The organism is Bacillus cereus group sp. MG16 (assembly GCF_040459875.1).
GTDB lineage: Bacteria > Bacillota > Bacilli > Bacillales > Bacillaceae_G > Bacillus_A > Bacillus_A paranthracis.
The window spans coordinates 2,617,575-2,632,189 of sequence record NZ_JARVHE010000001.1 but is presented as its reverse complement, the minus strand read 5'-3'; the positions used below and the strand labels follow the sequence as shown (position 1 = coordinate 2,632,189).

Here is a 14,615-nt window from a genome sequence, read left to right as displayed (position 1 = left end):
CTATCCTTATTTTAATTCATTGATCACATCCAAAATAACACTTGCAGTACTTTCTATCCTTTCTTCCGAAAAATCAAACGTGACACCTGTTTTTTCATATATTTCTTGTATAGATAAATTCCAATCTGCATTCGCACCTTCTTTAAAGAAAGCAATCGCTTTTTCTGGGTCTTCCCGGTAAATTTGAAACAATTGCATTGCTCCTATTTGTGCAATTGCATATTCAATTTTGTAAAAAGGAAACTGAACATAGTGAAATGACTCTATCCAACTTGCACCGATTTCATCCTCTAATCCTGCAAGGTCGACTGTTGAATATTGATATCTTTTGCATAGTTCGGCGTATTTCTTATCACGTTCTTCTGGTGTATGGTTTGGATTCGCATAGATCCAGTGCTGGAATACATCTCCTACAATTGACGACATTAATAAAGACAAAGCACGATATATTTGTACGCGTTGCACTTCTTTATATTCATCCTCTTGCTTATAAAAAACATTCAGCTTATCCATTACTAATAACTCAAGACTGAGGGAATAAAGTTCAGCCACCTCTTCGCGCAGATATCTTTCCTGCATACTACTATCGTTTTTAAATTGTTTATAAAAATGAAATGCATGCCCCACTTCGTGTATAAGTGCATTAATTGCATAAAATGAAGGACTAAAATTAGAATACACAAAAACCTCTTTACTATGAGGCAAGGTAAAACAAATAGCTCCTGGTGCTTTATTTTCACGTTCTTCTACGTCAATGCATCCAGCTTTCCTTATATGAATAAATTTCTCATAAAAATATAAATCTATCTTTCGAAATATTTCTTCCACACCATTTAATAAATCAATCACATTTTGGAATGGGACTTTTGGTAAATTACATGGAGAAAGATCCCAAGGGCGATACGTTTTTACACCGAGATTCTTTTTAGAAATACTTCCTAACTGTTTCCAAATTGGTACAACATACTTTTCTATAGATTCATGGAGCTTATAGCAATCATCAATACTGTAATCTCTGTTTTTTTGTTTAAAAGCATATTCACTATAATTATTAAACCCTGCATTTAAAGCTATCTCATTCCGCAATTGTATAAGTTCATTCATAATACGATCCACTTCTGGTTTCACTGCACTCCTTGCTTCACATAAAGCGTGCCAAGCTTTTTCGCGAATAGCTCTATTTGGGTTATCTAGCTTTGCTTTAACGTGTGCATACGTCTTTTGCTCGCCTTCCCAATTAATTGTTATGTTAGACATTATTTCTCTATACTTCGTAATGCACTCTTGCTCTTTAATAGAAAGAGCAATGTTTTTTTCATTAAACATTTTACTCTTTACAAATCTTGCTTTTTTCATAAATGCATATTTTCGCTCGTCTAATAAGTTAGAAAACGGACACTCTATAAATTTTTGGTCAAACTTTGCATTGTATCTTTTTAAAAGTGGTTGAATTGTATTTTGATTATACATATGTAAATCACGCATATTTCTGTTACCTGTATCTCTATACGTGGCGATTAAACTACTTGTTATCTTCTCTTCTATTTCAGCGTTTACACGCAATTCATCGAAAATCCAATTTTCTAATTCTAAAACAGAAGTAATATTTCGCTCTAAAAGTGACTGTAATTTACTCTCCAAATCATTAAACATACACAACTCTCCTTTTAAAAATCTAATTTTCTGTTTTTTAGAGAAAGAAAAAGACAAGTAGCCAATCTGACTACTTGTCTTTTTGTTAAATCATACTCAATAATATTACGCTTGAAATGCTTCTGTTAATACTGGTACGATTTGTTTCTTACGAGATACAACACCTTTTAATGTAGCAGTATTGTTTTCTAGAGATACATTGTATGCTTTCTCAACAACGTTTGCTGCTTTACCGATCGCAAGACCGACAGAATCGTTAGTTAAGATATCAGTTACAACGAATAAGAATAGGTCTAAACCTTTTTCTTCTACTACTGCAGAGATAACTTTTTCAAGTTCAGCTTGGTGTACAAGAACGTCATTTGTATCAACAGCGTTTACTTGTGCGATTTCAACTTTCGCATTACCCATTTGGAATTCTTTAGCGTCAAGAGAGATTAATTGCTCCATTGTTTTTCCGCTTAAGTCAGCACCAGCTTTTAACATTTCTAAGCCGTATTTGTCAGCATCTACACCAGCGATTTCCGCTAATTCACGAGCTGCTGCTACGTCTTGCTCTGTGCAAGTTGGAGATTTGAATAGTAAAGAATCTGAAATGATTGCAGATAACATTAAACCTGCAACTTCTTTACGAATTGTAACGCCGTTTTCTTTGTACATTTTGTTTAAGATTGTAGCTGTACAACCAACTGGCTCACAACGGTAGTAAATAGGATCGCTTGTTTCAAAGTTAGCAATACGGTGATGATCAATAACTTCTAACACACGAACAGATTCGATATCGTTAGCACTTTGTTGACGCTCGTTATGGTCTACTAAAATAACGTTGTCCACTTCGTTTGCAACTGTCTCAACAAAACGCGGTCCTTCTACTTTAAAATAGTCTAACGCAAATTGAGTTTCACCGCTGATTTCGCCTAAACGTACAGGCTCAGCATTCATTCCTAATTCTTTTTTCAATTCTGCATATGCAATTGCAGAACAAATTGCATCTGTATCTGGGTTTTTATGCCCGAAAACTAGTACTTTTTCCATGTTTTCCACCTCTTCATGAAAAGGATATCTTAAAGAAGCAAATATGACAATATTTAAAGCATAATTTTTTATAAATAATTGCACTTTCTTCTATATTTTTCATCGTTTTTCGTAAAAAAGATCATCTAAAATGAATTAGATGATCGAAATGTATACTTTATTTAAAATAAAGTAGGAACTTGCGCTACATGATTTAGCACGTTATTTGATGCTAAACCGTTATTTACAAGGTTAACATCTATAACTTGATAAAATGCATTTCCAGTATCCGCTATTTCCCACACAGCTAAAATAAGGTGATATCCATTTCTATCAGTAGGCACATTTGCTTCATGTGTTACGGAAGTTCCAGGTCTAGCTCCTCCATCATTTTTCACATAAAAAGGCACTAAATCTAAATCAGACCTCGTTAAAGGCTTATTTGGATTCCAATCTTTTTTCGTAATATAATATTTCCACTCTTTCGTACTATGAGGTGCGGTTAGTTTCCACTTAAATGTATTCGTCCCGCCGTTTAACGTAACTTTTTTCCACCTATCAACTGTTTGAACGTCTAAAGCAGGGAAATGGCCAGCTCCTGCGATTTGTCCATCAGAAGGTCCTAATTGCGGGAATCCACCTATTCCTTCTACACTTTGCGGCTCATATTGAATCGGACCACAATTTACATTCACCCCTTGCTTACATAAATAAGAACGGCTCGCTGGTGATTCTACGTATCCATGAGCTGAAGCTTTTTCTGAAAAACCGAAAGTTAACAATCCTGTAAGTAATATCCCACCACTTAATATAACTTTCTTCACCTTCTGTAAACCTTTCGTTTTCATCTCGTCATCCCCTTTCCCATAATAAAGCGAAAATAACTATAGTTGCCTAGTCATCTTCTCTACATCCATTATAAGTCGAGGAACATTACGAAAAGAACCCTCTAAAAACTTTCTCAAATTCAATTAGCACATTAATTAAATTCAAATAACATCGCTAGAGAAATATAGACGGTGTTAAAAATCAAACTTTATTATTTTAAGCATGACAGCATTTTAATCATCACTTATAAAAATTTATAATAAATAACTGTGGCATCTAAATTACCATTTGGAGAAATTGCGTATTCTGGTATTTTTCCAGCTTCTTGATAATCTAATGATTTATACAATTTATTCGAAGGATCTCCTTCTCTCGTATCTAGCACTAAAAGAGTCCTGTTTTCTTGCTTCGCTCGTTCCTCTGCTTTGCGCATAAGTGAACGTCCAATGCCATTACGTCTAAAGTTTGGATGAGTCATTAACTTACAAATTTCAGCTCTATAAATCCCATTAGGCTTTGTAACTAAATGTAATTGAATACTCCCTGCCACTTCATTATTTATTTTAGCAACATATAAGATCACTTCTGGTGCTAAAACAGTTTCCCAATATTTCGCTGATTCTTTTTGATCCAGTGGAGGTAAAAAACCAATTGACGCCCCATCATTTACAACCGTTTTCAAAAGTTCAGAAAGCTCTTCCATATCATCATTTATTTTCTTAATCTCTTCAATTACTAAATTTTGCATTACTAATCCCCCTTTTGTTTCATTGTACCAATTTTTAAAGCAGGAATAATGATATACTAAGATGAAATTCTTTAAAACATGATTTTTTAGGGAAAGGATAACGATATGAAATATATAGTAGATAGAACATATGCAAAAGAATTACTCGAATGGGCATATGAACAAAACCCCGGTCCTTGGTTTGAACATTCAATAAATGTTGCTCAGGCAACTGAAAACATAATTATAGAACTTATTAAAAATGGGTATAACCTAGATGCTGATATAGCATATAATGCTGCCCTTTTGCATGATATCGGAAGATACAAAGGTTTTACCAAATCGGTCATTCATTCCTATGATGGTTATATGTATATGAATGATTTAGGGTATACAGGAAACGCTGTTATTTGTGTTACACACTCATTCCCATGCAAAAATGAACATATAGATATCGCAGCGGAGTGGAGTCTCGTTCCTGATCATATGAGAATCCAGTTAGTTGAAATATTGATTGAACATTGTAACTACGATTTATACAATAAAGTAATTACTCTTTGTGATGCTCTTGCTGACGCGGATGGTTTTACTACGCTGGAAAGAAGATTGATTTCCGTTGGTTTACGTCACGGTACAACGTCTCATACATCATTACATTGGAAAGGGTTTTATGCAATTAAGAAAGAATTAGAAGCTTTAATCGGTAAAAGCATATACACAGTTCTTCCTGATGTAGAGAATTCGATTTATGAAGATATAAAATATTAAAATGAATACAAATGTAATTTCACATAAAAAACGTTTTAAACATAAAGTTTAAAACGTTTTTTTCTATTCAATGCTTATGATTTTTCAGTTCTGTTAAACACTCTTGCACTAAAGTTACCGCTTGACTCATTGCAGCTCCACCAGCAAATGCTGCTGATACACCACACGCTTCCAGAATTTCTTTATCTGAACACCCTTGATCAAGACACCCTTTTGTATGATAAACGGTACAATATTCATCTTGCGTTGCTAGACTAATTCCTAATGCAATAAGTTGTTTTTCCCTTTTTGTTAAAGAACCCTCTTGAAAACAAGCTTGCGTGAATGCATTATATGTTTCAGCAATTTCAGGAATTTGGTTTGTAAAACTACCGATTCCTTCTTTATAATGATGTAGAACGTCATTTACTGAACTATGATGTTGTTCGTGTTCCATCTTATTATTACCCCCATTCAAATTATCTGTACCTACTGTAGTATGTGATGAAAAGAAGGCAATATACCTTGTTTAATAGAATGAATATTCAGTTTATTTAAACTACAGTTTCAGACTATCATCCACTACCGCTTGTTCTTTAACGTTTTTTCTTTGAACCTCTTTACTTCTTTCTTCCCAAAATGTTAAACCTTCAATTCCTACATTTTTAGGGTCAAATACTGGATCTTTCCCTTCTTTTTTCTGCGCTTCATAATCTTTTAACACTTTTAATGCGATTTTACTTAATAGTAGAATCGCAATTAAGTTTAACCATGCCATACTACCAATTCCTAAATCCCCAAGATTCCATAAAAGCGACGCTGATTCTATGCTACCGATGTAAACCATAATTAAAAATCCAATTTTCAAAACTGGTTTTAACCAACTATATTTAAGCTCACGATCTAAATAAGTAAGTGTCGTTTCAGCGATATAGTAGTATGCGAGTAAAGTTGTAAATGCGAAGAAGAAGATTGCGATTGAAATGAATAATGGACCAAACCCAGTCATAACAGTTTCAACTGCTTGTTGTGTATAGATTGGACCAGCATCAACATTCCCTATATTTTTTACAATAGCGCTTTTCCCTTCCGGTATAACATTATACATACCTGTTATTAAAATCATAAGAGCTGTCGCTGTACATACGATAATTGTATCAATGTATACAGAAAACGCTTGAACTAACCCTTGTTTTGCTGGGTGAGATACTTCAGCCGCAGCAGAGCTATACGTCGCTTCTCCAACGCCAGCTATTGAAAATACAGCGCGCTTTACGCCCCATGCAATTGCTGCACCGACGATTCCACCAAACATTTCATTTATACCAAAAGCACTAGAGAAAATTAAAGCGAACATACTTGGAATTTCCGTTACATTCGCAATTAATACGATACATGTAACAATTACATATCCAATTGCCATAAATGGAACGAGCATTTGAGAAACGCCTGCAATTCTCTTTACGCCACCAAAAATAATTGCTGCTAATAATATGACTAACAATATACCAGTTATATATTTGCTAATCCCATTAGAGTTTTCGAATCCAACTGCGATACTACTAGATTGAATACCTGGTAATAAAACACCATATGAAAGTGTTACAACGACCGCTACAATGATTGCAAACCATTTCATTTTCAATCCTTTTTCAATGAAATACGGTGTACCACCGCGATATTCATTTCCAACTTTACTTTTATATACTTGAGATAATGTTGATTCGACAAAGGCACTAGCTGCTCCTAAAAGAGCCATTACCCACATCCAAAATACAGCTCCCGGCCCGCCAAAAGCGATAGCTGTCGCGACCCCTGCAATATTACCTATTCCAACCCTACCTGATAAAGCTAAACAAAATGCTTGAAAGGATGATATTCCCGTTTCTGAGCTCTTCCCTTCAAATAATAGTTTAATCATCTCTTTAAAATAACGAATTTGAAGAAAACGAGTTGCAATTGTAAAATACACACCTGCTCCTAACGCGAAAACAACTAAACCAATACTCCACACTTGCCCTACTAACCACTCTACTAATTGCTCCATCCAAATCCCCCTTATCATTCTTTAGAACACTATTTTATATATAAGAAAACGGACAACTATTATGAAATCTTCCAGTTGTCCGTATCTCTATTCATTAACAGTTAGACTCTCTATTACTTTATATTGACCCAAACACTCTTCACTTCTGTATAGTTATCAAGCGCATATGAACCTAACTCACGACCGATACCAGATTGTTTAAACCCACCAAATGGTGCCGCTGCATTTTCTAAGTTATAATCATTAATCCATACTGTTCCTGCTTTTAATTTATTGGCAACTTGATGTCCTGTTTTAATATTTTGTGTCCATACGCCCGCTGCAAGTCCATATGACGAACGATTTGCTCTTTCGATTACTTCTTCCGTCGAATCAAATGGAAGCACAACGACAACTGGTCCGAAGATTTCTTCCTTAACTATCGTCATATCGTCAGTAACATCTGTGAATACCGTTGGCTGTACAAAATAACCTTTTTCAAATGCACGTTCACCACCAGCAGCAACAGTCGCGCCTTCAGCTTTTCCTTGTTCAATGTAATATAGTACACGCTCTTGTTGCTTTTTAGATACGAGTGGACCCATTTCCGTTTCCTTCTCCATACCTGCTCCAAGTTTCACGTTATTCGCCATTTTTACTAGTTCATTTACGACTGTTTCGTAATGTTTTTGGTGAACGAACACGCGAGATCCAGCACTACAATTTTGGCCGTGATTATACATAATACCTTGGAATGCACCGTTAATCGCTTCTTCTAAATCAGCATCTTCTAAAATGATATTTGGTGATTTACCACCAAGTTCTAACGTTACATGTTTAATTGTTTCTGCAGATTGACGCATAATATATTTTCCTGTAACTGTTGAACCTGTGAAGGCTACCTTATCAATATCATGATGGTTTACAATTGCAGCTCCCGCTTCAGGGCCGAAACCTGGCACAAAGTTTACAACACCATCTGGAAAACCTGCTTCTTTAAAAAGTTTCGCTGCATATAATAAGGATAAAGGAGTTTGCTCTGCTGGTTTTAATACGATCGTACAACCTGTTGCTAGTGCAGCTCCCATTTTCCAAGAAGACATAACGAGCGGAAAATTCCAAGGAATAATTTGACCTACAACGCCAACAGGTTCATGGCGTGTGTAATTTAAGTAATCTTTTGAAATCGGAATGGTTTGCCCGATAATTTTCGTAGCCCATCCCGCATAATAGCGATAATTTTCTACAGTCGCTGCAATATCATCATCCAGTGCTACTTGATATGGCTTCCCATTATCTAAAGCTTCTAACTGTGCTAATTCTTCTCCATGCTCTTCTATTAAGTCTGCTAATTTATAAATAAGATGTGCTCTTTCAGCGGTAGTCATTTCTGCCCAAGGTCCTGATTCAAATGCAGATCGTGCCGCTTTTACTGCGACATCGATATCCTCTTCTTGTGCTTCACATACGATAGCTAAAACATCTTCAGTTGCTGGATTGTATGTTTCAAACGTCTTCCCGCTAATCGAAGGAACAAATTCACCATTAATAAACATTTTAATTTCTTCATTTAAAAACGCTTTCACTTTTGGTTTTAGTTCAATGTTTTTCGTTAACATATATGCTCTCCCCCTTATTTAAACAGCTGCATGAGCTGCAATTTTTGAAATAATCATTTGAAGCTTTTGATCCTCTTCTTCAGTTAATCTGAGTCTCGGATAGCGAGAAGGCCCCCCAGCTTGCCCGTGTAATTCCATTGATCGTTTCACGATTTGCACATACTTTCCTGATCCTTCGAGAAACTCGCAAAGAGGTAAAATAGCGTCGTTTATTTCCCAAGCTTTTTCTAATTCACCATTATGAAAATGCTCATACATTTTTGTAACAAGTCCCGGTACGATATTTCCTGCTACTGAAACCCAGCCCGTCGCACCAACTAAATAAGATTCCATAACTAAATCTTCAGATCCACAGAATACTTGAAACGCACCTTCGCCTTGTCTTACTAAATCTCTTGCTTTTCGAATATCTCCGCTAGATTCTTTAATATGTGTAACATTTTCACACTCTTTTCCAATACGTAGCATGAGTTCTGTACTCATATCAACACCAGATGTAAACGGATTATTGTATAACATAATTGGTATATTTACAGCGTTTGAGATTTCTTTAAAGTGAAAATAAATTTCCTCTTCTTTTGGCTTACAATAGTATGAGTTAATAATTAATGCGCAGTCCGCTCCGTGCGTTTCTGCATGTTTTGTAAATTCAATCGTTTCTTTCGTCGTTTCTGCTGCAGTTCCAACAATAACCGGAATACGGCCATTAACTTCTTTTAATACTGTTTCTACCATTTTAAATCGTTCTTCTTTTGACAAACTAACAAACTCTCCTGTGCTTCCGTTTATAATAATGCCAGCCACTTTTTGCTCAATAAAGTAGTTTACGTTTTGTTTTACACCGTTCCAATTAATTTCTTGAAACTCATCCATCGGTGTGATTAATACTGGAAATGCCCCTTTAATATTTTTCATATTTATCTCTCCCCTTACCATTTTATTTTAATAAAAATCCTGCTGGAAATGGATCTGTAGGGTCTAGTAGAAATGTCTGCACCCCTGTAATAAAACCTCTACTTTCAAAACGGAAAATGTAACCCGTTTCTTCCCTTTTCACTTTTTCAACTGTTATAAAGCTATTAAATATACTTTCATTTATAAAAGGTTTATCCGCTATACTATCGTTTTTAAATAACGTATGAACAAATGACACAATAGTAGAGACAAACCCCGGCGAACGTACGATAAAGCTATCTTCATGAAAGGTAATCGACTTTATATGGTTCTTCTCTTTCTGCGAAGGCTCTACTAAAATAAGCCTTTTTATTAGCGACTGTTTTTGTATAGTTTGGAGTGTAGCTTCTCCCCATTTTTTCAACTCAGAAATGTTTTCAATACAAATTTCTGGAGAATACGCACCTTTTTCTACAACTGCGTATACTTTATCTGCCTGTATAAGAGAGTAACTTATATTACCAACCTGTAAATTTTTCTCAATCAAATAACATAGTTTACTTTCAAACGAAACAGATACAACTTCATCATTCTCTACATACGCATGGACTGAAAATATGCCAGATAACGTTTCGATTTTGTATTGATTCGTCTCTCTCTTTTTTAAATAGCCGCTTTCTAGTAACATCGTTATGACTGCGACAATACCTCCGTAATGGAGAGGAATTGACCCTTCATGATTAAAAAATAATACAGCTGCATCGACTTCCGGATGAATAGAAGGAACGACGATACATCCATTTAAACCGATAAAACCACGCGGTTCATTTAATAAAAGCTGCATTTCTTCTGCTAATTCACCTGAAAATTGTTCGTTTAATTGTTCTAAATTGTAGTAGTACTTGCATGGTACATCTTTTATTACACGGAATGCCTCGCCATTTACGTGTACGTCTACTGCTGTATACATTTTTTGAATGTTCATTTTACATCCTCCGTTTCATGTTCCATCGGCGGAATTAGCAAAAAGCCTTCTTTCAGTGGATCCTTTTCATTGTAAAAAAATCTATGCATCCCCATAAGCCAAGCTGAACCTGTAATTTTCGTTACGACAGCTTCAATATTTTCAACATTTGTCGTATTTATGACACAACCTTTAAATAAAGAGCCAACGATACTCTCGTGAACAAACTCTTCATCAATCTCAATTTTTTGGTTAGCATATAATACCGCTAACTTTGCTGATGTTCCTGTACCACATGGAGAACGATCAATTCCTCCAGGCGGAACGACAACTGTATTTTTCACATGCGCACTTTCATGTGTAGGATCTGTATAAAACTCCACATGGGTTAATCCTCTAATAAACGAATGCTCTGGATGAATGATTTCAAATTTCTCATTAATGATATTTCTTATATGAATTGCCTTATCTATGATTGTAGATGCGTTTTCTGGTACTAACTCTAACCCTACTGATTTCGCATCGATAATGGCATAAAAATTCCCTCCATACGCAATATCCGCCTCTACAGTTCCAATGTCTTCGACGTCTACAGTAATGTGTTTCAATAAAAAAGCTGGTATGTTACAAAAGGAGACTTCTTTCGCTTTTCCATCTTGAACAAAGATATCCACTTCAACTAACCCGGCTGGCGTGTCTAACTTTAACGAGGTAATCGGTTCAACTACCGGAATTAAACCTGATTCAATTAAAGCTGTACATACACCAATTGTATCGTGACCACACATCGGTAAATATCCACCTGTCTCTATGTAAATAACACCAATATCTGCTTCAGGATGACACGGATCTGTTAATAGCGCTCCTGACATTACATCATGACCACGCGGTTCATTCATTAACAATTTGCGAATCCAGTCATACTCCTTTTTCATATGTAACATCTTCTCTGCCATCGTCTCGCCTATTAACTTAGGCAGGCCGCTAATCAATGTTCTCGTTGGATTCCCACCCGTATGTGTATCAATCGTCGTAAAGACTCTTTGTGACCTCATCCGTTTAACACCCTTTCTGTAAAACGACTCAAACGAAGTGGTTCAATAGGAATGATTGTTTCTTTTTCGTTTAATAACTCTTCAATCACTTTTCCTGTAACTGCGGCAAGACTAATGCCATCCCCCTCATGCCCTGCTGCTATAAAGTAATTTGGGATATGTTCCACACGTGAAATAATCGGCAAATGATCTTCTGTCCACGGGCGTAATCCAGCATATGAACGAATCACCATCATATCCGCCATTTTCGGATAAAAACGTATTGCTCTGTTCGCAATACATTTAATAACCTCGTTATTTATCCTCGTATGAAACCCTACAAACTCTCTACTACTACCAATTAAAAAATTTTGGCTTTCTGTCGGCTCAAACACAAGAGCTACCCCATATTTTTCAGTTAAAGCATCCACTTTTCGTTTTCCACCAAATTTAGAAATTAAATAACCAAATTCCATTACTTTACGGCAACCAACGTGTTGTTGCCTTGAAGCTACAATAATATGCCCTTTTCTCGGTTCAATTGGGATATTTATATCCAACATTTGTCCGATTTTCGGAGCCCACACACCCGCTGCGTTCACCACTTGCTTCGCAGTAAACGTTCCATTTGTCGTTTCCACAATAAAGGAATCGTCTATATCTCTTTTCATTTCTTTTACTTCCGTATGATTAAAAGCCTTCGTACCATATTTCTTCGATTCTGCAAGAAGTGAAAAAGCAAGAAGATATGGATTTACAGTCGAATCTGTTGCGCATTCTAACCCGCCTAATAAATCATCTGCAAAAAATGGCGATTCCGCTCTTATATCTTGCCTATCAAGCATTCGAAACGGTAAACCAGCTTCTTTTTGGCGATTCACCCATTGCTGCGCTGCTTCCATCTCTTCATCCGACTCACATACGAGAATACTTCCTGGTGCCCTATATTCAAATGAGTGCTCTAACTCTTCACTTAAATCCGTTACTAATTTTTGACTTACTAACGACATTTGACTATCAAATCCTGGGTCTTTATCAATAGCCAAAATATTTCCGTCACACCGTGAAGACGTCCCGCTGACAAATTCTCCTTTTTCAATGATTGTTACGTCTCTTCCGTATTTTGAAGTGTAATAAGCGATCGAGCAGCCAATAATACCGCCGCCAATTATTAAAACGTCGCAGTGCCTCACAAAATACTCCTCCTTCCCCTAAAGCTCTCACTTTCTTTTATGCAATTGACGTGCCAACTGTACATATATACAATTTTTATAAAAAATATTTTTATTTGTAAAAATATTTTAAATTTATCACAAATAAGTGTATTATTTTTTTATCACTGTCAAAATTTTTATACATAATAGGAGGACAATATGGCATTCTCATTTCCCACAATAAAAGAATTTCTAAAAATTTTATCCATTGATCATACATACTGCTTGCAACATATTGAGCAAATTAACGGAAAGTATTATTACCGCCCTTCTACTACAGAAAAATATAACTGCGCAGTAATATATGAAGATGACTCATTCACCGCTTTAATTGACGCGTTTTCCAATGAAATAGTCGTTATCATAATGAACGAAAATAAAGAGCCTATATGCTGTATAACAGCTCAGCAAATCATCCCGTTTCTTGTTAAGTCATACAATGAACTCCATTCTTTTTATAACACCGTAATACAAACAACGGATTCTTCCGTTACGGTCATCGATGATAAAGAACGCGTTTGCACCTGGACAGATGGCGCCGAAAAGATCTTTTCAGTCAAGCATAATGAAATTATTGGGCAACCTATCACTCGTTTTTTTGACTATAAAGATTTGGAAATTTTGCAATCATTACATGATGGAAAAAGTATAATCGCTCAGTTCCATCAACCTCGTCCAGATTTGTTCGTATTAATTAACTCAAATCCAGTTTATTGTAACGGTGAAATTATAGGAGCAGTCGTTTCAGAAACTGACGTTACAAATCAAGTCGCATTAAATGAAAAACTATTCAATATGTCACATGAAATGCACCGTTTAGAACAAGAAGTAGCAAAGTATAAAGATGAATCAGATCCTTTTCTTGCGATGAATGGAAAGAGCCCTGTTATACAAAGAACAATACAATTAGCTAGAAAAGTTTGTTCGGTGAAATCAACTGTTTTAATACTCGGTGAAAGTGGTGTTGGAAAAGAAGTATTTGCGAAAACAATTCATGAAGCTAGTGAGGCAGCGAAGGCACCTTTTATTTCGATTAACTGTGGTGCCATTCCAGAGGCGTTATTTGAAAGCGAATTATTCGGGTATGAGCGCGGGGCGTTTTCTGGTGCAAATAGTAAAGGTAAGAAAGGTAAAATAGAGCTCGCCCAAGGCGGCACATTATTTCTTGATGAAATAGGAGAAATGCCGCTCGATATGCAAGTGAAGCTTTTGCGCGTACTACAAGAACGAAAATATTACCGAGTTGGTGGAGAAAAAGAGATTCATATTGACTTCCGTATTATCGCTGCTACCAATCGTGATTTACAAGAAGAAATGAGAAAAGGCACGTTCCGAGAAGATTTATACTATCGCCTAAATGTCGTTAGTTTGCATATTCCACCGCTGCGCGAAAGACGCGAAGATATTATTGAATTAACCTATTCTTTCCTAAACGATTTTTCAATAAACTATAACAGACCCATTCGCGACTTACCTTCAAGCATTATGCATGAACTGCTTCATTACAATTGGCCAGGTAATATTCGCGAGCTCCGTAACGTTATTGAAAGACTTGTTGTATTTGCGACTGACGGTATTATAAAACAAGAATATTTACCATTTCATACAACTGAAACGTTAGACAATCATACGTCTCATTCCCTATTACTCAGCAACAATAATACAATCCTCTCTTTACAAGAAGAGATGGAGGAACATGAGAAAAAAGTCATTGAGAGGGCTTTACGCATTTTGAATGGAAATAAATTAGAATGTGCGAAACAGCTTGGTGTTACGAGAGCCACTTTATATAACCGTTTAAAAAAACTTGGGTTGCAATAAACCTTCCCTCCTCTATATTGGCATAGTTTTTGCATTATATAATTTGTGCAAACCGAACTAGAGGAGGAATACAT

The 14,615-nt window shown here is 35.9% G+C and carries 13 protein-coding genes; 2 read left to right on the top strand and 11 right to left on the bottom strand.

Annotated elements, in window-relative coordinates:
• Positions 1 to 6: 6 nt before the first annotated feature.
• The 4 genes from QCI73_RS13550 to QCI73_RS13535 all read right to left on the bottom strand — a co-directional run bounded on the left by QCI73_RS13550 (position 7) and on the right by QCI73_RS13535 (position 4,243).
• Complete coding sequence (locus QCI73_RS13550; protein ID WP_327923885.1) at positions 7 to 1,653, bottom strand: M3 family oligoendopeptidase; 1,647 nt, start codon at positions 1,651 to 1,653, stop codon at positions 7 to 9.
• Positions 1,654 to 1,758: 105 nt separating this feature from the next.
• Positions 1,759 to 2,688, bottom strand: a complete 930-nt coding sequence (gene ppaC, locus QCI73_RS13545; protein ID WP_000416850.1) for a manganese-dependent inorganic pyrophosphatase — start codon at positions 2,686 to 2,688, stop codon at positions 1,759 to 1,761.
• A 161-nt stretch (positions 2,689 to 2,849) separates the two neighbouring features.
• Entirely contained in the window at positions 2,850 to 3,515 is a 666-nt protein-coding gene (locus QCI73_RS13540; protein ID WP_000850063.1) for a lytic polysaccharide monooxygenase, read from the bottom strand.
• A gap of 224 nt (positions 3,516 to 3,739) precedes the next feature.
• Positions 3,740 to 4,243: a GNAT family N-acetyltransferase gene (locus QCI73_RS13535; protein ID WP_353823129.1), complete on the bottom strand. Its 504-nt coding sequence runs from the start codon at positions 4,241 to 4,243 to the stop codon at positions 3,740 to 3,742.
• A 105-nt stretch (positions 4,244 to 4,348) separates the two neighbouring features.
• Between QCI73_RS13535 and QCI73_RS13530 the strand changes: the two genes are divergently transcribed.
• The gene (locus QCI73_RS13530; protein WP_076870764.1) at positions 4,349 to 4,990 is read left to right on the top strand and encodes an HD domain-containing protein; all 642 of its coding nucleotides are present in this window, start codon (positions 4,349 to 4,351) and stop codon (positions 4,988 to 4,990) included.
• A 67-nt stretch (positions 4,991 to 5,057) separates the two neighbouring features.
• On the opposite strand, the gene QCI73_RS13525 is transcribed toward QCI73_RS13530, so the two are convergent.
• From QCI73_RS13525 to QCI73_RS13495, 7 genes are all read right to left on the bottom strand, one after another.
• On the bottom strand, positions 5,058 to 5,426 hold the full coding sequence (locus QCI73_RS13525; RefSeq protein ID WP_000399705.1) for a carboxymuconolactone decarboxylase family protein: 369 nt from the start codon (positions 5,424 to 5,426) through the stop codon (positions 5,058 to 5,060).
• Positions 5,427 to 5,528: 102 nt separating this feature from the next.
• On the bottom strand, positions 5,529 to 7,016 hold the full coding sequence (locus QCI73_RS13520; protein ID WP_353823128.1) for an alanine/glycine:cation symporter family protein: 1,488 nt from the start codon (positions 7,014 to 7,016) through the stop codon (positions 5,529 to 5,531).
• 113 nt (positions 7,017 to 7,129) lie between these two features.
• Entirely contained in the window at positions 7,130 to 8,614 is a 1,485-nt protein-coding gene (locus tag QCI73_RS13515) for an aldehyde dehydrogenase family protein (protein ID WP_353823127.1), read from the bottom strand.
• 18 nt (positions 8,615 to 8,632) lie between these two features.
• Positions 8,633 to 9,529, bottom strand: coding sequence for a 4-hydroxy-tetrahydrodipicolinate synthase (gene dapA / locus QCI73_RS13510; protein ID WP_353823126.1), 897 nt, complete (start codon positions 9,527 to 9,529; stop codon positions 8,633 to 8,635).
• Positions 9,530 to 9,551: 22 nt separating this feature from the next.
• Positions 9,552 to 10,493 (bottom strand): proline racemase family protein, encoded by a 942-nt coding sequence (locus QCI73_RS13505; RefSeq protein ID WP_353823125.1) that lies wholly within the window; start codon positions 10,491 to 10,493, stop codon positions 9,552 to 9,554.
• Complete coding sequence (locus QCI73_RS13500; RefSeq protein WP_001257530.1) at positions 10,490 to 11,527, bottom strand: proline racemase family protein; 1,038 nt, start codon at positions 11,525 to 11,527, stop codon at positions 10,490 to 10,492. The genes QCI73_RS13505 and QCI73_RS13500 overlap by 4 nt, the downstream gene beginning before the upstream one ends.
• Positions 11,524 to 12,699 carry an NAD(P)/FAD-dependent oxidoreductase gene (locus tag QCI73_RS13495; protein WP_088298850.1) on the bottom strand — a complete coding sequence of 392 codons (1,176 nt, stop codon included), beginning with the start codon at positions 12,697 to 12,699 and terminating at the stop codon, positions 11,524 to 11,526. The genes QCI73_RS13500 and QCI73_RS13495 overlap by 4 nt, the downstream gene beginning before the upstream one ends.
• A 180-nt stretch (positions 12,700 to 12,879) precedes the next feature.
• On the opposite strand from QCI73_RS13495, the gene QCI73_RS13490 reads away from it, so the two are divergent.
• A complete protein-coding gene (locus tag QCI73_RS13490) occupies positions 12,880 to 14,541 on the top strand; it encodes a sigma-54 interaction domain-containing protein (protein WP_353823124.1) in 1,662 nt (553 codons plus the stop codon).
• Positions 14,542 to 14,615: the final 74 nt, after the last annotated feature.

Excerpts from the sequence above, each read along its gene's own strand:
- QCI73_RS13550 (WP_327923885.1), bottom strand. The coding sequence starts at position 1,653 with ATGTTTAATGATTTGGAGAGTAAATTACAGTCACTTTTAGAGCGAAAT.
- ppaC (WP_000416850.1), bottom strand. The coding sequence starts at position 2,688 with ATGGAAAAAGTACTAGTTTTCGGGCATAAAAACCCAGATACAGATGCA.
- QCI73_RS13540 (WP_000850063.1), bottom strand. The coding sequence starts at position 3,515 with ATGAAAACGAAAGGTTTACAGAAGGTGAAGAAAGTTATATTAAGTGGT.
- QCI73_RS13535 (WP_353823129.1), bottom strand. The coding sequence starts at position 4,243 with ATGCAAAATTTAGTAATTGAAGAGATTAAGAAAATAAATGATGATATG.
- QCI73_RS13530 (WP_076870764.1), top strand. The coding sequence starts at position 4,349 with ATGAAATATATAGTAGATAGAACATATGCAAAAGAATTACTCGAATGG.
- QCI73_RS13525 (WP_000399705.1), bottom strand. The coding sequence starts at position 5,426 with ATGGAACACGAACAACATCATAGTTCAGTAAATGACGTTCTACATCAT.
- QCI73_RS13520 (WP_353823128.1), bottom strand. The coding sequence starts at position 7,016 with ATGGAGCAATTAGTAGAGTGGTTAGTAGGGCAAGTGTGGAGTATTGGT.
- QCI73_RS13515 (WP_353823127.1), bottom strand. The coding sequence starts at position 8,614 with ATGTTAACGAAAAACATTGAACTAAAACCAAAAGTGAAAGCGTTTTTA.
- dapA (WP_353823126.1), bottom strand. The coding sequence starts at position 9,529 with ATGAAAAATATTAAAGGGGCATTTCCAGTATTAATCACACCGATGGAT.
- QCI73_RS13505 (WP_353823125.1), bottom strand. The coding sequence starts at position 10,493 with ATGAACATTCAAAAAATGTATACAGCAGTAGACGTACACGTAAATGGC.
- QCI73_RS13500 (WP_001257530.1), bottom strand. The coding sequence starts at position 11,527 with ATGAGGTCACAAAGAGTCTTTACGACGATTGATACACATACGGGTGGG.
- QCI73_RS13490 (WP_353823124.1), top strand. The coding sequence starts at position 12,880 with ATGGCATTCTCATTTCCCACAATAAAAGAATTTCTAAAAATTTTATCC.